Below are 22,758 nucleotides of genomic sequence, written 5' to 3' on the forward strand. Positions count from 1 at the left end.
ACGGCCGGTGTTGAGCCGACGCGGCCGACGATCTCCGGAGATCCCGTCCGTCGCGACCCGGGGACCACTCGGGTCCCACGGCTCACACGCCTCAGCGGGGCGGCCACTCCTGCAGCGCGAGGTGCAGCGCCGTCCGCCACGGCCGCGGCGCCGGCAGCCCGGCGGCCAGCCACGCGCTGCCGTCGAGCACCGACCACGCCGGGCGGGGCGCCGGGCGCGGGAACGCCTCGGTCGTCGTCGGGGTGACCAGGCACGGGTCGGCGCCGACCTCCTCGTAGACGGCGCGCGCCAGGCCGTACCAGCTGACCGCGCCGGCGTCGGTGCGGTGCAGCACCGGCGGCACGGGCCCCGGCCGGGCGCCGAGCGCCACGAGACCGGTGGCCAGGTCGGCCGCCCACGTCGGCGAGCCGACCTGGTCGTCGACCACGGAGGACGGGGCGCCGTCGAGGGCGCGGCCGGCCATGGTGCGCACGAAGTTGGCGCCGTGCGCGCCGTACACCCAGGCGGTGCGGACGACCGTGGCGTCGCCCCCGGCGGCCGCGACCGCGCGCTCCCCCGCCGCCTTGGTCCGGCCGTAGGCCGAGCGCGGCGCGACCGGGGCGTCCACCCGGTAGGGCTCGGTGGCCTCGCCGTCGAAGACGTAGTCGGTGGAGACGTGCACCAGCCGCCCGCGCCCGGCCAGCTCCTCGGCCAGCCAGCCGGGTGCGCGGCCGTTGACCAGCAGCGCGGTCTCCTCGTCGGTCTCCGCGGCGTCCACGGCGGTGTAGGCGGCGGCGTTGAGGACGACGGGGCGGGCCCCGCGGACGCCGTCCAGCCAGCGGCGGACGACGTCGCGCACCTGCCGCTCGTCGGTCAGGTCGAGCTCGGCGCGGCCCAGCGCGGTGACGCGGTCCCCGGGCCGGCCGGCCAGGACGGCGAGCAGGTCGCCGCCGAGCTGCCCGCGGGCGCCGGTGACCAGCCAGGCGGTCGGGTGGTCCGGTCCGGTCATGCGCGGGCGGGAGCCGCCGTGTCCACGAGCCGGGCCTTGAGCGGCTCCCACCAGGCCCGGTTGTCCCGGTACCACTGCACGGTGAGGGCGAGCCCGTCCTCGAAGCCCATCCGCGGCGCGTAGCCGAGCGCGGCGGTCTTGGAGTAGTCCACCGAGTAGCGCAGGTCGTGGCCGCCGCCGCGCGGGTCCACGATGTTCTCGACGTAGCTCCAGTCGCGGCCGGTGGCCTCGAGCAGCTTCTCGGTCAGCTCCCGGTTGGACAGCTCCCGGCCGCCGCCGATGTTGTAGAACTCGCCGGGCTGCCCCTTCTCCACGACCAGCTGGATGCCGCGGCAGTGGTCGTCGACGAACAGCCAGTCGCGCACGTTGGCCCCCTCGCCGTACAGCGGCACCTTGTGCCCGTCGAGCAGGTTGGTGACGAACAGCGGGATGACCTTCTCGGGGAAGTGGTACGGCCCGTAGTTGTTGCTGCACCGGGTGATGGAGATGTCCAGCCCGTAGGTCTTCGCGTAGGCGCGGGCGATCAGGTCCCCGCCGGCCTTGGCCGCCGAGTACGGCGAGTTCGGCTCCAGGACGTGGTCCTCGGTCCACGAGCCCTCGTCGATCGAGCCGTAGACCTCGTCGGTGGAGACGTGCACGACCCGGCGGACGCCGTGCCGCAGGCAGGCCTCGAACACCTGCTGGGCGCCGAGCACGTTGGTCAGCACGAACTCCGAGGCGCCGGTGATCGAGCGGTCGACGTGCGACTCGGCGGCGAAGTTGACGACGACGTCGTGGCCGGGCAGGGCGGCGTCGAGGTCGGCGGCGCTGCAGATGTCACCCCGCACGAACCGGTAGCGCGGCGAGTCGGCCACCGGCGTCAGGTTGGCCGGGTTGCCGGCGTAGGTGAGCTTGTCGAAGACGGTCACCTCGGCGTCCTCGAAGCCCGGGTAACCGCCGGTCAGCATGGTCCGGACGTAGTGCGAGCCGATGAAGCCCGCTCCCCCGGTGACGAGCACGCGCATGGGGCGATCCTCCCGTGCCGGGCCGGCGGGGTCATCCTCCCGCGGGGTGAGGCGTGTCGCCCAGCGCTGTTAGCGTCGCCCGCGTGCCGGGTCCGGGGAACGCACCGCGGGTGGTCGCCGTCGTCCCGGCCCGGGCCGGCTCGCAGGGCCTGCCCGGCAAGAACCTCGCCCGGATCGGTGGGCTCTCCCTCGTCGGCCACGCCGCCCGCGCCGCCCGGGACGCCGGCGTCGACGAGGTCGTCGTCACCACCGACGGCGCCGGCATCGCGGCCGAGGCCCGGGCGCTCGGGTGCACCGTCGTCGACCGGCCGGCCGAGCTGGCCACCGGTGACAGCCGCACGGTGGACGCCGTCCTGCACGCCGTGCGGACGCTGGCGCTGCCCGACGACACCCTCGTGCTGCTCCTGCAGCCCACCTCGCCGCTGCGCACCGGGGACGACGTGCGCGCCGTCCTGGACCGGCACGCGGCCGGGGGCGTGGGCAGCACGCTCACCGGCTGCGCGGTCGCCCACCACCCGCTCAAGCAGCTGCTCGTCGACGACGCGGGGACGGCGTCCCCGGTGCGCACCTGGGCCGACCTCGAGGCACCGCGCCAGCAGCTGCCCCGCGCGCTGCGCCCGAACGGCGCGGTCTACGTGACCGCTGCCGGCGCCATGGCCGCGGCCGGGGCCGTCCTGGTGCCCCCGCTCGCCGTGGTCGAGATGCCCGAGGAACGCAGCCTCGACGTCGACACCGCCGAGGACCTCGCCGCCGCCCGGGCGGCCCTGGAGGGCTAGGGCGCCCTACCCGCCCTCGGCGAGCGGCCGGTCGACGAAGCGCTTCTGCAGCCCGAGGTCCCACACCTCGTCCCCGCAGACGGCCTCGACGATCCGCGCGGCGGCGCCGACGGACCCGAAGTGCTCCTCGGGCCGGCTGCGCCCCGCCGCCCGGGCCTCCCGGATCGCGCCGGCCACCTCCGCGGCGACCGCCGGCACGTGCCGGACCGAGGCCGCCGGGGAGCGGTCGGTCTGCCGCGACCCGACGTCCACCGACGGCGTCCCGAGCACCGGCGCCTCCCGGACGCCGCTGCTGGAGTTGCCGACGACGACCTCGGCGTGCCGGACCAGCGTCAGGTAGGCGGGGAAGCGCATCGACGGCAGGCGGACGACGTCCGGGCGGCCGTCGAGGCGCTCGAGCGCGGCCCGGACGTCGTGGGTGCCCTCGTCGTTGTTGGGGTCGATGACCACCCACGAGCCGCCGGCGGCGAGCACGCCGTCGACGACCGCCTCGGCGTGCCGGCGGTTGAGCTCGAGCTCGGTGGTCACCGGGTGCAGCGCCAGGACGCCGTAGGGCGGGGCCGGGGTGCCGTAGTGGTCGCGCACCGGGGCCAGGTCCGAGTCCGCCGCCACCGCGAGCGCGTCGGCCTCCGGGCTGCCGACGACCAGCACCCGCTCGGCCTCCTCACCCAGCTGCAGCAGCCGGGCGCGGGCGTGGTCGTTGGCCACGAAGTGCACGTGGGCGTGCTTGCTCAGCGAGTGCCGGATGGCGTCGTCGATCGTCCCGGAGACCTCACCGCCCTCGACGTGGGCGACGCGGGTATTGGTGAGGCTGCCGGCCAGCGCCCCGGCCAGGGCCTCGACCCGGTCGCCGTGCACCAGCACCATGTCCGCCGACTCCGCGAGCAGCAGCCGGGTGATCGAGTTGATGCTGTTGGCCAGCACCAGCGCCATCGGCTCGTCCTCGACCTGGTTGGGCACGTGGTGCAGCGCCCGCAGGCCGGCCCGCTCGATCTCCCGCAGCGTGTAGCCGTACCGGTGCAGCAGGTGCATGCCGGTGACCACGAGCGAGAACTCGATGCCCGGGGCCGCCTGCAGCCCCAGGTAGACGTCGCGCATCTTGCCGAAGTCCGCGCGCGTGCCGGTGAGGCCGACGACGCGCCGGGGCCGTCCGAGAGCCGTCACGCTTCAGCCAGGTCGGACCACGCCACCTGCACGTCGGCGGGCAGGTCGCGGCTCGCCCGCCGGCCGAGCAGCTCGTCGTAGTGCTTGGCCACGACCTCGCCGGTGCCGGGGCGCTTGACCCACAGGTTGTCGACGGTGAACTCCTCACCGGCGCCGACCGGCTTGGTCGTCACGACGCAGGCGTAGGCGAAGTCGATGGTGGGCTGCTCCTCCGGGAGGATCTCCTTGCGCCCGCCGCGGGCCATGCCGAGCACGTCGGCGCCCTCGATGAGCCGGGCGAACTCCTCCGGGGTGCTCGAGATCGGGATGTCCGGCCCGCTCCAGGTCAGGTCCGAGGTGAAGTGCCGCTCGAGCACCGCGGCACCGACGGCGACCGCGCCGAGGCAGGCGTAGATCGACGTGGTGTGGTCCGACAGGCCCAGGACGGCGTCGGGGAAGGCCTCCCCCAGCTCGGTGATCCCGCCGAGGCGGACCTTCTCCGGCGGGGTCGGGTACATGCTCGTGCAGTGCATCAGCGCGAACGGCACCCCGCTGGCGCGCAGCAGCTCCACCGACGGGCGGATGGTGCTGACGTCGTTCATCCCGGTGCTCAGCAGCACCGGCTTGCCGAACGAGGCGATGTGCCGGACCAGCGGGTAGTTGTTGCACTCCCCCGAGCCGATCTTGAACGCGGGGACGTCGAGCTCGGCCAGCCGGTCGGCCGCGGCCCGGCTGAACGGCGTGGACAGCGCCAGCATCCCGCGCTCGTGCGCGTGGGCGAACACCTCGCGCTCCTCGCTCGCCGAGAGCGCACAGCGCTGCATCATCCCGTAGATCGACTCGTCGGCGTTCCCGGGCACGACGTCGTTGGGGATCATCTCGTCCTCGACGACGTGCGACTGGAACTTGACGCACTCCACCCCCGCGTCGGCGGCGTCGTCGATCATGCGGTGCATCCGGTCGAGGTCGCCGTCGTGGTTGATGCCGAGCTCGGCGATCACCAGAGGTCGCTCGCCGGGACCGACCCGGCGGGCGCCGATGGACAGGGTCCCCGGGGTGTTCGTCATGCCGCCACGGTACGAGCCGGACCCCCGCCGCCCGCGACTGCTGCGTCGCCCCAGCACCGCTGGTCACACCCGTCCCGTTTCGCCACGTGACGCGAGCCGGGCGCGGCTCACGGCACCTAGCATCGCCCTCAGCCTCCGGGTCGACGCCCGCCGCTCTCGACGGCAGCCGCACCCAGGCCGGCCCCGGTCACGACGGATCGGCGTCGTGTCCGCGCGGACGAGCACGAGGAAGGACCCCCGTGAGACGAGAGAACCCCGGAGCGGGTGGCGACCGGCAGCTGCCGGCGCGCCTGGACCCCCGGGCCGGCCGCGCCGGCTCTCCCCGCGCCCGGTCCCGCTCCCAGGCGGCGGACGAGCCCGCCGAGGAGGGTCCGGCGCCGCGCCGGCGCACCGGCCGCGCCGCCACCGCGGCTCGCGCCGTCGCCGGGGTGCTGTCGGTCGTGCTGCTCGCCGGGTCCGGCTGGGGCTGGTACCTCGGCCAGGTCGCCGAGGCGACGGTCAACCGCACCGACGCCATCCCGACCGACGGCAACGACGACACCGGGAACGCGCCCGAGGCGGTGAACCTGCTGCTGGTCGGCAACGACAGCCGCGCCAACCTCAGCGACGAGCAGCTGGCCAGCCTCAACGCCGGCACCGACTCGGGCATCAACACCGACACGATGATCCTGGTGCACATCCCGGCCGACGGGTCGCGCGCCTCCTTCGTCTCCTTCCCCCGCGACTCCTACGTGGAGATCCCCGGCTACGGGATGGACAAGCTCAACGCCGCCTACGCGTACGGCTACGCCGACACCCCGGAGACCGCCTCCACCGAGGTCCGCCAGGCCGGCGGGGCCCAGCTGCTGGTGCAGACGATCAGCGGGCTGACCGGCCTGCAGATCGACCACTACGCCGAGGTCGACCTGCTCGGCTTCTTCAACCTCAGCTCCGTCGTCGGCGGCGTCGAGGTCAACCTGTGCGAGGCCGTCGACGACTCCGAGTGGTCCGGCGCGGTGTTCCCCGCCGGCGTCCAGACGATCAGCGGCGCCGACGCGCTGAAGTTCGTCCGCCAGCGGCACGGCCTGCCCCGCGGCGACTTCGACCGGATCGTCCGCCAGCAGGTCTTCATCGCCGGCGTGCTGCGCAAGATGCTCTCCGACGAGGTCATGCTGAACCTGGGCAAGCAGCGGGAGCTGGTCGAGGCGGCGTCCCAGTCGCTGACCATCGACCAGGGCCTGGACCTGTTCCAGCTGGCCGAGCAGATGCAGTCGGTGACCGCCGGCAGCATCGAGTTCCAGACCATCCCCTACGTCGGCACCGACCGCGACGAGCAGGACCGCTCGATCATCCGGCTCGAGGACGAGGACACCCTCCACGCCTTCTTCGCCGACCTGTCCGCCGAGCCCGCGGCACCGGCCGGGACCACGCCCGCCGCGCCCGAGACGGTCGCGCCGTCCGCGGTGACCGTCGACGTCCTCAACGGCTCGGGCACCTCCGGGCTCGCCGCCCAGGCCGCCGCCGCGCTGGAGACCGCCGGGTTCGCCGTCGGGACGACCGGCAACGCCGACTCCTCCGGCTACGACACCACCGTCGTCCGCTACGCCGCCGGCGACGAGACCCTGGCCGCCACGCTGGCCGCGGCGGTGCCGGGCGCGGTCGTCGAGGAGGACGCGGACGCCGTCTCCGGCACCGTGCAGCTGGTGCTCGGCTCGGACTTCAACGCGGTGGGCCAGGCCGTCGACCCGGCCGCCCCGTCGGAGCCGGTCGAGGGCGAGGACGCCCGCACCGCGGCCGACACCGGCTGCATCAACTGAAGAGGGACCCTCCTGCCCCCACCGCTCGCGCGCTCGCGGCGGGCCCCTGCAGGAGGGCCGCCACCTGGGAGGCTCGAGGCATGCTCGACTCCCCACGGACCCCCGCCGACCTGCTCGCCGCGACGCTGCGCCGCGCACCGGCGGCGCCGCTGCTGACCTCCTACGACGACCTCGGCGGTGGGCGGGTCGAGCTGTCGGCGGCCACCCTGGCCAACTGGGTGGCCAAGACGGCGAACCTGCTGCAGGACGAGTTCGACGTCACCGGTGGCAGCACGGTCGCCGTGGCGCTGCCGGTGCACTGGCAGACCGCGGCGGTGCTGCTGGGGGTGTGGAGCTGCGGGGCCACGGTCCTCGACACCGCGGCCGAGGACGACGGCCGGCTCGACGACGCCGACGTCGTCCTGGCCGCGCAGGACCGGCTCCCGCCGCTCGAGGAGCAGGGGCTGCCCGAGCTGCTCGGCCTCTCCCTCCACCCGCTGGGGATGGGCATGACCGGCTACACCGGCCCGGCCCGCGACTTCGCCCTCGAGGTCCGCGGGCACGGCGACGTCTTCACCCCCTGGCAACGGCCCGACCCGGCCGCGCCCGGCCTGCTGCTGGGCGGCCTGGAGCTGACCCTCGGCGGCCTGGTGGACACCGCTCGCGAGCTCGCGCGGCGGCTGGGGCTGGTCGAGGGCGACCGGGTGCTGGTCGACGACCGCACCGCCGCCGAGGCCGGCCCGGTCGCGTGGCTGCTGGCCCCCCTGGCCGCCGGTGCGTCGATCGTGCTCGTCCGCTCCCCCGACCCCTCCCTGCTGCCGGGCCGCGCCACAGCGGAGAGGGTCACCGCTACGCTCGGCCGGACGATCGACGGCATCCGCGAGCTGGGCCGTTCTGCCTGACGCAGCTCCCCAGCCGCCCGGACGGACGGACGGTGTACCTGCATGGACAAGGTGGTCGGCAGCGCCGCTGAGGCGGTCGCGGACATCAGGGACGGCGCGGTGCTCGCCGTCGGCGGTTTCGGCTTGTGCGGCGTGCCCATCAAGCTGATCGACGCGCTGCTCGAGCAGGGCGCGTCCGGGCTGACGACGATCAGCAACAACTGCGGCGTCGACGACCAGGCGCTGGGCGTGCTGCTCTACGCCGGGCGCATCAGCCGGACGATCAGCTCGTTCGTCGGCGGCAACAAGGAGCTGGCCCGCCTCTACCTGTCCGGCCAGCTGACGGTGGAGCTGACCCCGCAGGGCACGCTGGCCGAGCGGCTGCGCGCCGGCGGCACCGGCATCCCGGCCTTCTACACCCCCACCGGGGTGGGCACGATGGTCGCCGACGGCGGCATCCCGGTGCACTACGACGCCGACGGCAACGTCGTCGAGACGTCCCGCCCCAAGGAGATCCGGGAGTTCGACGGCCGGCAGTACGTGCTGGAGACCGCGCTGACCGCCGACTTCGGCCTGGTCCGCGCCGCGGTCGGCGACCGGCACGGCAACCTGGTGTTCCACGAGTCCGCGCGCAACTTCAACCCGCTGGCCGGCATGGCCGGGCGGGTCACCATCGCCGAGGTCGAGGAGCTCGTCGAACCCGGCGAGATCCGACCTGAGGACGTGCACCTGCCCGGGGTCTTTGTCAACCGGGTGGTCGTCGTCGGCCCGGAGGGCAAGGGGATCGAGAACCGCACCACCCGCCCGCGCACCGACCGCTCCGCCGCGCCGGCCGCCGCCGGCGACGAGGCCACCGAAGGGGATGCCCGATGAGCCTGACCCGCGACCAGCTCGCCGCCCGGGTCGCCCTCGAGCTCGAGGACGGCCAGTACGTCAACCTCGGCATCGGGATGCCGACCCTGGTGCCGAACTTCGTCCCCGACGACGTGCACGTCGTGCTGCACTCGGAGAACGGCATCCTCGGCGTGGGCCCCTACCCCTTCGAGGGCGAGGAGGACCCGGACCTGATCAACGCCGGCAAGGAGACGGTGACGATCCTGCCCGGGGCCAGCTTCTTCGACTCCTCGCTGAGCTTCGGCATGATCCGCGGCCAGCACCTCGACGTGGCCGTGCTCGGCGCGATGCAGGTCAACCCCCGCGGCGACCTGGCCAACTGGCTGATCCCCGGCAAGATGGTCAACGGCATGGGCGGGGCGATGGACCTCGTCCACGGCGCCCGCACGGTGATCATCATGATGGAGCACGTCGCCCGCGACGGGTCGCCCAAGCTGGTCGAGGAGTGCACCCTGCCGCTCACCGGCAAGGCCTGCGTGGACCGGGTGGTCACGGACCTGGCCGTCGTCGACGTCACCCCCGGCGGCTTCCTGCTCCGCGAGACCGCCCCCGGCGTCAGCGTCGAGGAGGTCCAGGCCGCCACCGGGGCCCCGCTCACCGTCGCCGACGACGTCCGCGAGATGCCGCTCCCGGCTGCTGTGTGAGGGCACCCGGGGACACAGCCCCGCAGGTCACGGGGTCGACGGGCGCCCGCGAGGCGGTGCCGTGACCTTCTCGGTCGTCGCGCGGGACCCGGCGACCGGCGAGCTGGGCATCGCGGTGTCGTCGTGCATCCTCGCCGTCGGCCGGGCGGTGCCCAGCGCGCGGCCGGGGATCGGGGTGGTCGCGGTCCAGGCGCGCAGCCGGCGGGGCCTGGGCCAGTCGCTGATGGCCGGCCTCGCCGACGGCGCCGACCCGGCCGACCTGGTGCGCGCGGCGGCGCACGCGGCCGAGGACGTCGACCGGCAGATCGCCGTCCTCGACCCCACCGGTCGCGTCGCCGCCGACACCGGGCGCGGCTCGTTCCCGGTCAGCGGCCACCTGGTCGGCGACCAGATGAGCGTGCAGGGCAACATGCTCGCCTCACCGGAGGTGCTGCCGGCGATGGCGCAGGCCTACACCGCCGCCCGCGGCGACCTGCCCGACCGACTGCTCGCCGCGCTGACCGCCGGGCAGGACGCCGGCGGCGACGTCCGCGGCCGGCAGTCCGCGGCGCTGCTGGTGGTCAGCGGGACACCGGCCAGCGAGGAGGACGACGGCGTCCGGATGGACCTGCGGGTCGACGACTCGGGCGACCCGGTCGCGCAGCTGCGGATGCTGCGCAACCTGCAGCGCGCCTACGACGAGCGCGACTACGAGACCCTCGCGTTGTTCGCCCCGGAGGGCGCCCGCGACCTCTACGCCGCGCTGGCCGCCTCGCAGCGCGGGGACCGCGACGCGGCCCGGGCGGCGCTGGAGGCGCTGCGGGCCCGACCGGGCTGGGCGGCGTGGCTGGCCGCGATGGCCGGCGACACCCGGCTCGCGGGGGTGTCCCGGCTGCTCGAGTGAGGGCGGGGGGCTGGGCCAGCCCCCCGCCCTCCCCCGGCGGCCCCCGGCGCGGTCAGGCCGGTTCGACGCCGAAGGTCTGCGCCAGCCGCTCGATCTTGCGGGCGCGGCCGAGCCGGGGCTTGTCGCTGCCGTCGCGGATGACCCGGCCGCGGGCCTCGAAGTCGGCCAGGAAGTCCCGCGCCCACGCGACGTCCGACGGCGTAGGGCTGATGACCTCGTTGATCACCGGCGTCTGCTCGGGGTCCAGGCACAGCTTGCCGGTGAGCCCGAGGGAGACGGTGACGGCGGTCTGCTCGCGCAGCACCGGGTGGCTGCTGCTCACCGTCGGGCCGTCGATGGGCCCGGGCAGGCCGCCGATCCTGCTGGCCAGGACCAGCCGGGAGCGCGGGTAGGCCATGGCCAGGTCGTCGGCGCTGGTGCCGGTGTCGCGGCGGTAGTCACCGCTGCCGAAGGCCAGCCGGAAGGCGCCGCGGGCACGGGCGATGGAGACGGCCTCCTCGATGCCCAGCGCGGACTCGACCAGCGCCAGGACGGGCGTGGAGCCGCCGAGCCGGTCGGCGGTCTCGGTGACCTGCTCCCCGGCCTCGGTCTTGGCCAGCATCACGCCGAGCAGGCCGGGCGCCCCGGCGAGCTTGGCGACGTCGTCGTCCCAGAACTCCGTCGAGCGGTCGTTGATCCGCACCCAGGCCGACCGGTCGCCGCGCGAGAGCCACTCGATGACGCCGGCGCGGGCCTGGTCCTTGTGCGCTGGGTCCACCGCGTCCTCGATGTCGAGCACGATCTGGTCGGCTCGCGACTCCGAGGCCCGGTCGAACAGGTCGGTACGGGCACCGTTGACCAGCAGCCAGGAACGTGCGTCCTCCGGACCCACCTTGCGTTGTCTCACCACACCCCCATCCTCGTACCGTGTCCTGGGCCACTCGGGACCGGGGCGGGGGCGCAGGCGGCTCGGGCGGTGCGCTACCGGAGGAGGCTGCGGGCGATCACCATGCGCTGCACCTGGTTGGTGCCCTCGTAGATTTGGGTGATCTTGGCGTCGCGCATCATGCGCTCGACCGGGAAGTCCTGGGTGTAGCCGGCACCGCCGAAGAGCTGGACGGCGTCGGTGGTCACCTGCATGGCGACGTCGGAGGCGAAGGCCTTGGCCGAGGCGGAGACCCGGGTGACGTCGGGACGGCCCTGCTCACCGGCGGCCGCGGCGACGTAGACGAGGTGGCGGGCCGCCTCGATCTTCATCTCCATGTCGGCGAGCATGAACTGCACGCCCTGGAACTCGGAGATGGCCTTCCCGAACTGCCGGCGCTCCTTGACGTAGGCCACCGAGGCGTCGAGCGCGCCCTGGGCGATGCCGACGGCCTGCGCGCCGATGGTCGGCCGGGTGAAGTCCAGCGTCCGCAGCGCGGTCTTGAAACCGGTGCCGGGCTCGCCGATGACCCGGTCGGCCGGGATGGTGCAGTCGGTGAGGTAGAGCTCGCAGGTGGGCGATCCCTTGATGCCCATCTTGCGCTCCTTGGGACCGACCGCGAAGCCGGGGTCGTCGCGGTGGACGGCGAAGGCGGAGATGCCGTTGGCGCCCTTCTCCGGGTCGGTGACCGCCATGACCGTGTACCACTCGGAGACCCCGGAGTTGGTGATCCAGGCCTTGGTGCCGTTGAGCACCCAGCTGTCGCCGTCGAGCCGGGCGCGGGTCCGCATCGCGGCGGCGTCGGAGCCGGCCTCCCGCTCGGAGAGCCCGTAGCTGATCATCGCGTCGCCGGCGGCGATCGGCCGCAGCACCCGCTGCTTGAGGTCCTCGGACGCCGAGAGGATGACCGGCATCGAACCGAGCTTGTTGACCGCCGGGATCAGCGAGGCCGACGCGTCGACCCGGGCGACCTCCTCGATGACGATGCAGGTCGCGATCGCGTCCGCGCCCTCCCCGCCGTAGGCCTCGGGGATGTGGGTGGCGTGGAAGCCGGCGGCGGTCAGCGCCTTCTGCGCCTCGATCGGGTAGCGGGAGTCGGCGTCCACCTCGGCGGCGTACGGGGCGATCTCCCGCTCGGCGAGGTCGCGGACCGCCTCGCGGACCGCCTCGTGCTCCTCGGTCAGGGCGTACAGCCCGGCAGCGTTGTTACCCACGGGTAGATCCTAGGGCTGGCGGCGACTCAGGAGGAAGCGAGCCGCTCCTGCAGCGTGGCGTCCCGGGCGGCGACGGACTCGGCGAGGTCGGCCTGGAACCGCTCGACCGCGGCCCGCAGCTCCGGGTCGCCGGCGGCGAGGATGCGCACCGCGAGCAGTCCGGCGTTGCGGCCGCCCCCGATGGAGACCGTCGCGACCGGCACCCCGGCGGGCATCTGCACGATCGACAGCAGGCTGTCCAGCCCGTCGAGGCGGTCCAGCGGCCGGGGGACGCCGATCACCGGCAGCGGCGTGGCCGCGGCGACCATCCCGGGCAGGTGGGCCGCTCCCCCGGCGCCGGCGATGACCACCCGCAGGCCACGACCGGCGGCGCTCTCGGCGTACTCGAGCATCCGGCGCGGGGTGCGGTGCGCGGAGACGACGTGCGCCTCGTACGGGACGCCGAACTCGGTCAGCGCCGCCGCCGCGGGTTCCATCACCGGCCAGTCGGAGTCGCTGCCCATGACGATGCCGACGATCGGGTCCACGCGGGGCTCCTCGCTGCTCGGTCGGGGTCAGTGCTCGGTCGGGAAGGCGAACGCCGGGTCGACCTCGCCGTCGGCCAGGTAGCGGGCGGCCGCGGTGGCCCGGGCGCGCACCTCGTCGAGGTCGGTGCCCAGCGCGGTCACGTGGCCCAACTTGCGGCCGGGGCGCTGCCCCTTGCCGTACCAGTGCAGCTTCACGTCGGGCCAGTGGGCCATCAGGTGGTGCACCCGCTCGTCGAGGCCGGGGCCGGTCCAGCCCTCCTCGGTGGCGCGCCCGCCGAGCACGTTGGCCATCACCACGACCGGCGCGGCCATCGCCGTGGCACCCAGCGGGTAGTCGAGGACGGCGCGCAGGTGCTGCTCGAACTGGCTGGTCCGCGAGCCCTCGATGGTCCAGTGCCCGGAGTTGTGCGGCCGCATCGCCAGCTCGTTGACCAGGACGCCGTCCGCCGTCTGGAACAGCTCGACGGCCATGACCCCGACGACGCCGACCCGGTCGGCCACCCGCACCGCGAGCTCCTGGGCGGCGGTCGCGGTGTCCTCGTCCAGCCCGGGCGCGGGCGCGAGCACCTCGGTGTTGATGCCGTCGCGCTGCACGGTCTCGACCACGGGCCAGACGGAGACCTGCCCGAAGGGCGAGCGGGCGACCAGCGCGGAGAGCTCCCTGACCATCGGGACCCGCTGCTCGGCGAGCAGGACGTCGTACCGGGCGAGGAGCTCGGCGACGTCGTCCGGCCGGTCGACGACGAACACCCCGCGCCCGTCGTAGCCGCCGCGCGGCGTCTTGACGACCACCGGCCAGCCGTGCCGGTCACCGAAGGCCGCGACCTCGTCGACGGAGGCGACCTCGGCCCAGGCCGGCTGCGGCTCGCCGGCGGCGGCCAGCGCCCGGCGCAGGACCAGCTTGTCCTGCGCGTGCACCAGCGCGTCGGGGCCGGGGGCGACCCGGTGACCGGCCGACTCCAGAGCGCGCAGGTGCTCGGTGGGCACGTGCTCGTGGTCGAAGGTGACCACGGTGGCGCCGTCGGCGAGGGCGAGGAGGGCGTCGAGGTCGCGGTGGTCGCCGAGGCGGACGTCGGCGGCCACCAGCGCGGCGGACTCGTCGGGGCCGGTGGAGAGGACCCGCAGCGACTGGCCGAGCGCGATGGCTGCCTGGTGGGTCATCCGGGCCAGCTGGCCACCGCCGACCATGGCGACGACGGGCAGTCCGGTGCGCGGGTCGACGGGGGTGGCCACGGGCACCCACCCTAGAGGTGGCTCCCGGCGGGCTCAGCCGAGCGCGGCGAGCGAGCGGCCGATGCGGCCGCCGACCGCGGCGGCCACGGCCGGGGTCGGGTGGACACCGTCCGGTGAGGCGCCGAAGGCGAACGCCCCGCCGGCGTCGACCTCGCCCCACGGGTCCAGGTAGGTCCAGCCGTTGCGGCTGGCCAGGTCCGCGAGCGCGGCGTTGTACCCGTTGCGCGCCGCCGCGCGCGGGTCGTTGGGCGCGATGGCGACGACCACGACGGTCGGCGCGCCGGCGGCCGCCACGACGCCCTCGATGTCGGCGGCCGACTGCTCCCACGGGAGGCCGCGGACCAGGTCGTTGGTGCCGGCCATCACGACGAGCACGTCGGCCGTCCAGTCGGTGCGCTCGACGCCGGCCAGCATGTCCGCGGTGGTGGCCCCGGGGATCGCCCAGCCGGCCACGAGGTCGAGGCCGCTCTCCTGCTCGGCGGCCGGCAGCCAGGAGGCATCCCCCTGGACGCGGTCACCGACGAGCGGCTGCGACACGTCCGTGGCGCCGGCGGTGATCGAGTCGCCGACCGCGGCGAAGGTGCGCGGCTCGGCGGCGGCGCTCGTCGCGGGCGCCGCGCTGCTGGGCGGCGCGGGCGTCGGGGCGGCCGGCTGCGCGTCGTCCGGCGACGGGCCGCAGCCGGCCACGACGGCCGGCAGGACGACGGCCACTGCCGCCCGCAGGAGGGCCCGTCGAGGGCGGAGCCGCGTCACGCGACGAGTCTCGGTCACCAGGCCGTGCGGCGCGGGGGAGGCGGCCCGCCGGCGCCGTCAGGCGCTCAGCGTCCGCTGCGCCGGCACCGGAGCGGCGGGCTGCGCCGGCGGGACCTCGGCGTTGCGCCCGGCGAGCAGGGCCGCCGTGGCCGGCGTCAGCGGCCGGTCGCCCCGGACGACGGCGACCCGCGCCTGGGCCGGCGCCAGCTGCGCCGCGGTCTCGGCCGGACGGCGGGCCGGGACGACCCGGCGCAGCTGCTGGCGGGCCGGCTCCTCGACGAACCGGTGGGCGAGGTGGGCCAGGACGAACGTCGAGAGGAGCACGGGGGCGAGCAGCAGCGCCCACAGCGAGGTGCCGGCGGCGATCCTCGGCCACCAGTCCATGAGGGTCCAGAAGACCTCGAACACCGGGATGTGCACCAGGTAGAGGCCGAAGGAGATCCGGCCACCGTGCACCACCGGCCCCCGGGACAGCAGGGCGCTCAGGCCGGTGCGGGAGAGGGCGAGCGCGCCGACGAGCACCGGGAAGAAGACGACGACGATGCCGCCGAACGCGGAGTGGTCGTTGTCGATCCCCCGCCAGTCGCCCCACCACAGGCCGACGGCGATGGCGCCGACGCTGGCCAGGGCCCAGGCGGCGGCGGCCTCCTCCACCCGCGGCGTCCGGCGCACCCGCCGGACCACCAGGCAGGTCAGGGCGCCGGCCAGGAAGGCCGCGCCGATGCGCAGCAGCCAGGACCAGGCGATCACCGGCCCGCCGTGGACGTAGGTGGTGTAGCCCAGCGGCACCATCAGCAGGACGGCGGTGGCGCCGAGCAGCACCAGGGGCGCGTTGCGGATGCGCCACAGCAGCACCGCGACCAGCGGGAAGGCGACGTAGGCCAGCCACTCGGCGCTGATCGACCACGCCGAGCCCATCCACGACTCGCCGCCCGAGGCGGGGTGCCACCACAGCTGGACCATCGTGAGCTGCAGGAGGAAGTGCCAGACGTCGAGCACCGGCTGCTGGACCTGGTAGGCGACGACCCCGTCGGTGACCCGGGTGGCCTTGACCAGCAGCCAGCCGCCGTAGACGACGGTGACCAGCGCGTACACGGGCCAGATCCGGCACACCCGGGCCCACAGGAAGGTCCCCGCCTCGCGCACCGAGGGCCGGCGGCCGACGCGCTCGAGGTAGGTCAGCGTGATCACGAAGCCGCTGAGGACGAAGAAGAGGTCCACGCCGGTGGCACCGGCACGGATGACCGGCCGGAGCGGCTCCCAGTAGCCGTCGTAGCCGAGGCCGGGCGTGAAGTGGAAGTGGTAGACGACCACCCAGACGGCCGCGACCGCCCGCAGCCCGGTCAGCGACCGGATCTCCCCCGACCCGACCGACTGCTCGCCGTCGGTCCCCGTCGCGTGGGCACGTGTGGACACGCGGTCCTCCTCTGTCGGGCCGTCGATGACGAGGCGATTACGTCTCGTGACAGAACGTAACTCGACCGCTGGGGTGTGTTGAGTCGACGACCCACCAGAGTCCGCGACCGGATCCGGCAACAGGTGACGAACCGGCTCCCCTCCCGCGCGCCTGCTGGACACCGGTGGCGGCAGCGGATCGGACCGCCGGGCACCGGCCCCGTGCTCGTCGCCCGGTGCGGGATGCCGCCGGCGCGTACCCTGGCGCTTCGTGACTGCCGTCCCCGCGCCCACGCAGCCCCGCAGCCGCTCCCTGTGGTCCGTCGTCCGTCACCTCGGGGCGTTCGGCGTCGTCGGCGGCATCGGCTTCGTGATCGAGGTGGGGCTGTTCCAGCTGCTCTACGGGCACCTCGGCAGCGGCGCGGTCGTCGCGAAGGCGGTGGCGACCATCGTGGCGATGACCGTCGCCTTCTTCGGCCACCGCCACTGGTCGTTCGCCCACCGGGCGCGCACCGGGTTCAAGCGCGAGTACCCGATGTTCCTGGTCATCAACGGGCTGACGCTGCTGATGGGCCTGGGGATCGTCGCCTTCGCCCGGTACGGCCTCGACCTGACCAGCGCCTGGGCCCTGCAGGGCGCCAACCTCGTCTCCATCGCCGTGGGCACCGTCGTGCGCTACCTCCTGTACCGCCAGTGGGTCTTCCCCGCGGCTGATCCCGCCGCCTGACCTCGGGTCCCACCCGGCCGGGTCCGGCAGCGGGGCCGGACGACGCGCCGCCCGGGGCGCCGCGCGACCGGCTGGGTCGCACCGGCCGTGCTCCGCGCCGGCCCGGTGGCGGGTGCCCGTGGTCCGCGTGACCGGTCCGGTCCGCGGCGGGTCCCGGCGCCCGGTGAGCTGAGCTCGCCTTCGCGGACGTCGGGCCTCAGCCGCGCGGGCCGGCGGCCCACCGGTCCCCGGCGACCAGCCGGGCGCTCGCGGAGAGGCCTGCCGGAGCCGCGGCCCGCGGCCGCGGCGGCGTGTCGAGGGGCCACGGACGGGCGGAGACGCCGGACAGCGGCGGCACCCGGCGCGCGGTGGCGGGCTCCCCCGTGGGCGTCGGGACGGCGGTCGGGAGCGACCGACGCGCCGGAGCCGCCCCGACCGCACGCGGGCCGCTCCAGAGGCGGACCAGCCGGCGACGGGCCGGCTCCTCGATCCCGTGGTGGAGTGCGGCGGCACTGAGGAAGGACACGACGACGAGAGCGGGGACGAGCAGCACCACGCCGGGGGCGCGCGCCCCGGCAGCCGACGCGTGGTGCCAGATGACGCCCAGGCCGATGTCCTTCACCAGTGCGTGCGTCAGGTAGAGGCAGTAGGAGACGCGGCCGCCGTAGACCATGGCGTCCCGCGCCAGGAACCGCGCGAGCCGACCGTCGGTCAGCGCCAGGCCGGTGATGAGCACCGGCCAGCACAGCACGGCCACTCCGCCGTACACGCCCACGTGGCCGCCCGCGAGGACGTCCTGGGCGGTCCGCCAGTGGGCCCAGAGGAGCACGGTGCCGACCGTGGCGAGGGCGCCGAGGGTGAGGGGCTGCCCCCAGCGCCGGCCGCGCTCGGTGTCCTCCAGGTCGGCGGAGGCACAGGCGGCCAGCATGCCGGCGGTGAAGCTGCAGGCGATGCGCAGCAACCAGTACATCTCGACGTCGTCGGTGCCGTGCAGGAAGGACGTCACGGCCAGCGGCGACATCGCCGCGGTCGCGAGGACGAGGGTGGCCGCCGGGTGCGCGCGCAGGAGGGGACGCACCGCCAGGGCGAGGAGCGGGAAGGCGAGGTAGGCCAGCCACTCGGCGCTGATCGACCAGCCCGGCGTGACGTAGCTGGTCCCGAGCAGGGACTCCGCGCCCCACATCTGCGTCATCGTGAGCTGGCGCAGCAGCGACACCACGTCGATCGGCGGGTAGAGGTCCGCGACGCGGCCTCGGAGGCCCATCAGGTCGGCCGTGACGAACCAGGCACAGGCGAGCAGCGTGACCGTGGCCCAGGCCGGCCACACCCGGGCGAAGCGGTTGGCCACGAACCGGGCCGCCCCCGCGGTCGACCAGCGCTGGCCGAACTGCTCCAGGTAGCCGCGCGCGATGACGAAGCCGCTGAGCACGAAGAACAGCTCCACCCCGATCCAACCGGCGCTCAGGACGGCGATGGCCCCGGGGAGCTGCTCCAGGTAGGGCGTCAGCTCGGGGACGAAGTGGTACAGGACCACCCACATCGCCGCGACGATGCGCAGCCCGGTCAGCGCCCGGATCTCGGACCGCGACCGGCGCACGGCACCCGTCGCCGGTGGGCGGGGCGCGGCTGTGCGCGGTGCGACGGACATCGGCGTCTCCCGGGGAGGACGTGGAGGCGTGCTCCGGACCTGTGGACCCCCTGGACGCTAGTGACGGTCCGTGCACGGGTGTTGACTCGAAAAGCACCGAAAGACCCCGCCTCTGGGGCGAGAACTGCCAGACTCCGTGCTCCTCCGTCACACCCCTCCCGGCCGTCCCGCCGGCCCCGTCCGCCGGTCGGGGGTCAGCCGGCCAGACGGGACCCGTGCCGGCCGGCGACGACCTCCAGCCGGGTGGGGATGCGGGTGCGCAGCTCCTCCAGGTGGCTGATGACGCCGACCGTGCGGCCGCCGCGGCGCAGCTCGTCGAGCACGTTCATGACGGCGTCGAGGGCCAGCGCGTCGAGCGTGCCGAACCCCTCGTCGACGAACAGCGTGTCCATCTGGATGCCGCCGGCCTCGGCGGTGACGACGTCGGCGAGACCGAGGGCCAGCGCCAGCGACGCCATGAAGCTCTCCCCGCCGGAGAGGGTCTTCGTCGGCCTGCGGGTGCCGGTGTACTCGTCGAAGACGTCCAGCCCCAGCCCGCCGCGGGCCCCGTGCCGGGCCTGCGCGTCGCTGTGCAGGAAGGTGTACCGGCCCGCGGACATCTCCTGCAGCCGCCGGCTGGCGACCTCGGCGACCTGCTCGAGCCGGGCGGCCAGCACGAAGGACTGCAGCCGCATCCGCAGCGTGTTGGCGCCGCGGCCGTTGACCAGGTCGGCCAGGCCGGCGACCCGCCCGGCCCAGGCGCGGCGCTCGGCGAGCTGCACCTCGGCGGAGACCACGTCCCCGGCCAGGGCGTCGAGGGCGCCCGCGCAGCGCCGGGCCTGCTCCAGCGCGGCGACCGCCTCCTCCCGCCGGGCGGTCAGCTCCGCGCAGCGCTGCTGCAGCGCGGCGACGTCGGGCCGCGGGGGCAGGTCGGTGAGCTCCGGGTCGGCGAGGGTGGCGGCGACGACCGAGCGGGCCTCGTCGTGCTCCCGCAGGCGGCGCTCGAGCCGGGTCAGCTCCCCGGCGTCGAGCAGGGCGTCCGCGGCGTCGCGCAGGTCGGCGAACCCGGCGGTCGCGGCCCGCTCCCCCGCGGTCGCCCGCGCGGTTCCGGCGGCCGTGCGGGCGCGCAGCTCCTCGGCCTCGGCGGACAGCACCGCCTCGCAGCGCTCCGCGGCCTCGGTCAGCCGCCGGACCCGCGCCGGCAGGTCGGCGTCCTCCCCGCGGGCGGCGTCGAGCCGTGCGGTGAGCTCGGTCAGCGCCTCGGCGCGGCCGTCCCGCTCGGCGGTGCGCCGCTGCAGCTCCTCCCGGTCGGCGGCGAGCTGCGCGGCCGCGGCGTCGCGGCCGGCCTCGCGGGCGGCCAGCTCCCGGCGGGCGGCCTCGACGCCCCCGGCGAGCGCGGCGACCTCGTCCCGCTCGGCGCGGGCCTGCTCGGCGCGGGCGGCCAGCTCGGCCGCCGGCAGCTCCCCGGCCCGCTCGAGGAGGACGGCGAGCTGCCGCTCCCGGTCCTCGACGGCCCGGCGGGCATCGGCGGTGCGCTCCTCGGCCGCGTCGACGACCGCCCGCGCCCGCTCCTCGTCGTCGGCGGAGACCCGCGGGCCGGTGTGCGTGGCCGGCCGCGGGTGCTCCGTGGCGCCGCACACGGGGCAGTCGGCACCGGGCGCCAGGCCCGCCGCGAGCTCGGCGGCCATGCCGTCGAGGCGGGCGGCGCGCACCTCCACGAGGGCCTCGCGGGCGTCGACCCACGCGGTGCGCGCGGCCTCCGCGGTCTCCCGGGCCGCGGCGAGGTCGGCGGCGACCCGCTCGGCGCGGGTGGCGGCGTCCAGTGCCGTGCGGGCGGCGTCGGCGGCGGCGGCGAGGCCCGGCAGCCGGGCGGCGGCAGCCGAGGCGGCGTCGAGCCGGCGCTGCGCGGCGGCGACGCGGTCGGGCCAGCCCGCCGCGGTGCGGGCGCCCTCCTCGCAGCGGGCCGTGAGCGCCTCGACGTCCCGGCCCAGCCGGGTGAGCTCGCGGGCCAGGCCGGCAGCCCGGTCGGCCTCGGGCACCAGGGCGCGGGCCGCCGCGGCCTCGTCCCGCAGCCCGCGGGCCACGAGCGTGTCGGCGTCGCGCTCGTCGGCCACCTCGGCCCACGCGGCGCGCGCCGACCCCAGGGCGGCGGCCGCGGCCTCGGCGGCCAGCGCGGTCCGGCCGGCGGTCTCCAGGACGTCGCGCAGCGCCTCGGCCCGGCGTCCGGCGTCGGCCCGGGTCCGCAGCGGGCCGAGCTGCTCCTCCTCGGCGGTGAGCCGGGCCAGGTCGCCACGGGCGCGGTCGCGTCGGGCGTGCCGGTCGGCCAGGGCCCGGGCGTCGGCCAGCTCGGCGTCCAGGCGGGCGCCCTCCGCGGCCGCGGCCTGGGCCGCCGTGGTGGCGGCGGTGAGGTCACCGGCGGCCCGGGTGCGCACGGCGGCGACCCACCCGTTGACCGAGGCGCCGGGCTGGGCGCCGACCAGCTCGGGGGCCAGCTCCTCGGGCACCGCGACGTCGGCGATCTGGGCCACGCGGTGCAGCAGGGTGCTGATCCGGTGCCGGTCGGCCCGCAGCGTCTCCTCGGCGGCGCGACGCTCGGCGGCCAGCCAGTCCTCGGCGCGGGCGAAGCGGCCCACGTCGAAGAGGGTGCGCAGCAGCCTGGCGCGGTCCTCGGGCTCGGCGCGCAGGAAGCGGGCGAAGTCGCCCTGCGGCAGCAGCACCACCTGGCAGAACTGCTCGGCGGACAGGCCCAGCCGCACCCGCAGGTACTCCGAGCCCTCGTCGATGCGGGTGCTCACCGGCTGCCACGCGGCACCGTCCCAGCGCTGCACGGTGAGCCGGGCCTGCTCGGTCGTCTCGCCGGCGCCGCGCTTCTTCGGCCGGGTCTGCTCGGGCCGGCGGACGACCAGCAGCCGCTCGCCGGCCAGGGTGAGCTCGCAGGAGACCTCGGTGCGGGTGGCGGGGTCGGCGTGGTCGCTGCGCAGCCGCTTCTCCTCGCCGCGGGCCCCCGGGACGGTCCCGTAGAGGGCGTAGACGACGGCGTCGAGCAGCGTCGTCTTGCCCGCGCCGGTGGGGCCCCACAGCAGGAAGAGCCCGTCGCGGGCGACGGCGTCGACGTCGACGGTCTCGGTGCCGGCGAACGGCCCGAACGCGGTGATCGACAGGGAGTGCAGCCTCACCGGGCGAGCTCCTCGCGGGCCGCCGCGCCCAGGGCCCGGACCAGCAGGTCGCGCTCGGCGTCGGTCATCCCGACGCCGTTGCGGACGTGGGTGACGAACTCCCCGGCGACCTCCAGGTCGCTGCGGCCGCGCAGCCGCTCCTGGTAGCTGCGCCCGTCGCCACCGCCGGAGCCACCGGTCCACTCCAGGTGCACGCAGTGCGGGAAGCGGGTCTGCAGCTGCCGCATCGGGTCCGAGGGGCGCACGTCGTCGGTCAGCCGGGCGGAGACGAAGTGCTCCTCGACGCACGCGTGGGCCGGGTCGGCGAGCAGCTCGTCGAGGGTGCCGGTGAGCACGGTCAGCGGACGCGGGGTGGGCAGCGTCAGGGCGCGCACGCCGGCCAGCCCGGCGGCGTCCAGGTCGACCAGCCACACCTGCTTCTCCTGCCCGGCCTCGCCGAAGGAGTACGCCAGCGGCGACCCGCTGTAGCGCAGCCGCTCGGTGATCGTCTGCGGCCGGTGCAGGTGCCCGAGGGCGACGTAGTCGACCCCGTCGAACACCGGTGCGGGCACCAGGTCGACGCCACCGACGCAGATGTCGCGCTCGCTGTCGCTGGGCACCCCGCCGCCGACGAAGGCGTGCGCCAGCACGACCGACCGGGCGCCGGGGCGCAGGAACAGGTCGCGGCGCACCCGCTCCATCGCCTCGGTGAGCACCGCCTCGTGGGACCGGGCGCCCGGCAGACCGAGCTCGTGCCGGGCGATCTCCGGCTCCAGGTACGGCAGCCCGTAGACGGCCACCTCGCCGTGCTCGTCGCGCAGCAGCACCGGCTCGTCGAGCCCGGCGGTGGTGGCGCGCACGTGCAGCCCGGCGGCCGAGAGCAGGCCGGAGAAGGTGCCCAGGCGGCGCCCGGAGTCGTGGTTGCCCGGCGTCAGGACGACGGCCGCCCCGGCCCGCAGCAGCCGCCCGACCACCCGGTCGAGCACGCCGGTCGCGTCCGCCGAGGGCACCGCGCGGTCGTACACGTCACCGGCGACGACCACGACGTCGACCGCCTCGGCGCCCACGACGTCGGCCAGCCCGGAGAGCACCTCCTCCTGCTCACGCAGCAGGTCGGCGCCGTGCAGGGAGCGGCCGATGTGCCAGTCGGAGGTGTGCAGCAGCCGCATGGGCGCAGAAGGTAGGTCGG

General features: G+C 75.6%; 20 protein-coding genes. 7 read left to right on the forward strand and 13 right to left on the reverse strand.

The genetic code is table 11. From position 1 onward, the window contains the following. Positions 1 to 91: 91 nt before the first annotated feature. Positions 92 to 988 (reverse strand): dTDP-4-dehydrorhamnose reductase, encoded by an 897-nt coding sequence (gene rfbD / locus BLS21_RS01985; protein ID WP_091213075.1) that lies wholly within the window; start codon positions 986 to 988, stop codon positions 92 to 94. Beyond that, positions 985 to 1,992, reverse strand: coding sequence for a dTDP-glucose 4,6-dehydratase (gene rfbB, locus BLS21_RS01990; protein WP_091213078.1), 1,008 nt, complete (start codon positions 1,990 to 1,992; stop codon positions 985 to 987). Before rfbB ends, rfbD begins: the two co-directional genes overlap by 4 nt. An 83-nt stretch (positions 1,993 to 2,075) precedes the next feature. Between rfbB and BLS21_RS01995 the strand changes: the two genes are divergently transcribed. Then, positions 2,076 to 2,768, forward strand: coding sequence for an acylneuraminate cytidylyltransferase family protein (locus BLS21_RS01995; RefSeq protein ID WP_175479364.1), 693 nt, complete (start codon positions 2,076 to 2,078; stop codon positions 2,766 to 2,768). A 6-nt stretch (positions 2,769 to 2,774) separates the two neighbouring features. Here the strand turns inward: BLS21_RS01995 and neuC are convergent, their stop codons facing one another. Continuing rightward, positions 2,775 to 3,932 (reverse strand): UDP-N-acetylglucosamine 2-epimerase, encoded by a 1,158-nt coding sequence (gene neuC, locus BLS21_RS02000; RefSeq protein WP_091213083.1) that lies wholly within the window; start codon positions 3,930 to 3,932, stop codon positions 2,775 to 2,777. Continuing rightward, positions 3,929 to 4,978: an N-acetylneuraminate synthase family protein gene (locus BLS21_RS02005; protein WP_091213085.1), complete on the reverse strand. Its 1,050-nt coding sequence runs from the start codon at positions 4,976 to 4,978 to the stop codon at positions 3,929 to 3,931. The genes neuC and BLS21_RS02005 overlap by 4 nt, the downstream gene beginning before the upstream one ends. A gap of 239 nt (positions 4,979 to 5,217) precedes the next feature. On the opposite strand from BLS21_RS02005, the gene BLS21_RS02010 reads away from it, so the two are divergent. The 5 genes from BLS21_RS02010 (at position 5,218) to BLS21_RS02030 (ending at position 10,055) form a co-directional block, all read left to right on the forward strand. Then, entirely contained in the window at positions 5,218 to 6,774 is a 1,557-nt protein-coding gene (locus BLS21_RS02010; RefSeq protein WP_091213088.1) for an LCP family protein, read from the forward strand. 80 nt (positions 6,775 to 6,854) lie between these two features. Beyond that, positions 6,855 to 7,655 (forward strand): TIGR03089 family protein, encoded by an 801-nt coding sequence (locus tag BLS21_RS02015; RefSeq protein WP_091213091.1) that lies wholly within the window; start codon positions 6,855 to 6,857, stop codon positions 7,653 to 7,655. A gap of 42 nt (positions 7,656 to 7,697) precedes the next feature. Continuing rightward, positions 7,698 to 8,507 (forward strand): CoA transferase subunit A, encoded by an 810-nt coding sequence (locus tag BLS21_RS02020; RefSeq protein WP_091213094.1) that lies wholly within the window; start codon positions 7,698 to 7,700, stop codon positions 8,505 to 8,507. Further along, positions 8,504 to 9,172, forward strand: a complete 669-nt coding sequence (locus tag BLS21_RS02025; RefSeq protein WP_091213097.1) for a CoA transferase subunit B — start codon at positions 8,504 to 8,506, stop codon at positions 9,170 to 9,172. The genes BLS21_RS02020 and BLS21_RS02025 overlap by 4 nt, the downstream gene beginning before the upstream one ends. A gap of 61 nt (positions 9,173 to 9,233) precedes the next feature. Further along, positions 9,234 to 10,055: a DUF1028 domain-containing protein gene (locus BLS21_RS02030; protein WP_091213100.1), complete on the forward strand. Its 822-nt coding sequence runs from the start codon at positions 9,234 to 9,236 to the stop codon at positions 10,053 to 10,055. Positions 10,056 to 10,107: 52 nt separating this feature from the next. Here BLS21_RS02030 and BLS21_RS02035 read toward each other — a convergent pair whose 3' ends face one another. The 6 genes from BLS21_RS02035 to BLS21_RS02060 form a co-directional block, all read right to left on the reverse strand. Then, positions 10,108 to 10,941, reverse strand: a complete 834-nt coding sequence (locus tag BLS21_RS02035) for an HpcH/HpaI aldolase/citrate lyase family protein (RefSeq protein ID WP_245699947.1) — start codon at positions 10,939 to 10,941, stop codon at positions 10,108 to 10,110. A 74-nt stretch (positions 10,942 to 11,015) separates the two neighbouring features. Beyond that, positions 11,016 to 12,173 (reverse strand): acyl-CoA dehydrogenase family protein, encoded by a 1,158-nt coding sequence (locus BLS21_RS02040; protein WP_091213105.1) that lies wholly within the window; start codon positions 12,171 to 12,173, stop codon positions 11,016 to 11,018. Between the two features lie 26 nt (positions 12,174 to 12,199). Then, positions 12,200 to 12,700, reverse strand: coding sequence for a 5-(carboxyamino)imidazole ribonucleotide mutase (purE, locus tag BLS21_RS02045; protein WP_245699949.1), 501 nt, complete (start codon positions 12,698 to 12,700; stop codon positions 12,200 to 12,202). 27 nt (positions 12,701 to 12,727) lie between these two features. After that, a complete protein-coding gene (locus BLS21_RS02050) occupies positions 12,728 to 13,933 on the reverse strand; it encodes a 5-(carboxyamino)imidazole ribonucleotide synthase (RefSeq protein WP_091213108.1) in 1,206 nt (401 codons plus the stop codon). Between the two features lie 33 nt (positions 13,934 to 13,966). Then, a complete protein-coding gene (locus BLS21_RS02055) occupies positions 13,967 to 14,686 on the reverse strand; it encodes an SGNH/GDSL hydrolase family protein (RefSeq protein WP_139176988.1) in 720 nt (239 codons plus the stop codon). A 57-nt stretch (positions 14,687 to 14,743) separates the two neighbouring features. Continuing rightward, positions 14,744 to 16,102 carry an acyltransferase family protein gene (locus tag BLS21_RS02060; RefSeq protein ID WP_175479365.1) on the reverse strand — a complete coding sequence of 453 codons (1,359 nt, stop codon included), beginning with the start codon at positions 16,100 to 16,102 and terminating at the stop codon, positions 14,744 to 14,746. Positions 16,103 to 16,352: 250 nt separating this feature from the next. On the opposite strand from BLS21_RS02060, the gene BLS21_RS02065 reads away from it, so the two are divergent. After that, positions 16,353 to 16,808, forward strand: a complete 456-nt coding sequence (locus tag BLS21_RS02065) for a GtrA family protein (RefSeq protein WP_091213117.1) — start codon at positions 16,353 to 16,355, stop codon at positions 16,806 to 16,808. Positions 16,809 to 17,004: 196 nt separating this feature from the next. Here the strand turns inward: BLS21_RS02065 and BLS21_RS02070 are convergent, their stop codons facing one another. The 3 genes from BLS21_RS02070 to BLS21_RS02080 form a co-directional block, all read right to left on the reverse strand. Next, positions 17,005 to 18,435: an acyltransferase family protein gene (locus BLS21_RS02070; RefSeq protein WP_091213119.1), complete on the reverse strand. Its 1,431-nt coding sequence runs from the start codon at positions 18,433 to 18,435 to the stop codon at positions 17,005 to 17,007. Positions 18,436 to 18,629: 194 nt separating this feature from the next. After that, entirely contained in the window at positions 18,630 to 21,590 is a 2,961-nt protein-coding gene (locus tag BLS21_RS02075) for an AAA family ATPase (protein ID WP_091213122.1), read from the reverse strand. After that, entirely contained in the window at positions 21,587 to 22,738 is a 1,152-nt protein-coding gene (locus BLS21_RS02080) for an exonuclease SbcCD subunit D (RefSeq protein WP_091213125.1), read from the reverse strand. Before BLS21_RS02080 ends, BLS21_RS02075 begins: the two co-directional genes overlap by 4 nt. Between the last annotated feature and the right edge of the window lie 20 nt (positions 22,739 to 22,758).

The sequence above is a fragment of the Geodermatophilus siccatus genome (genome assembly GCF_900103785.1).
In the GTDB taxonomy this organism is placed as follows: domain Bacteria; phylum Actinomycetota; class Actinomycetes; order Mycobacteriales; family Geodermatophilaceae; genus Geodermatophilus; species Geodermatophilus siccatus.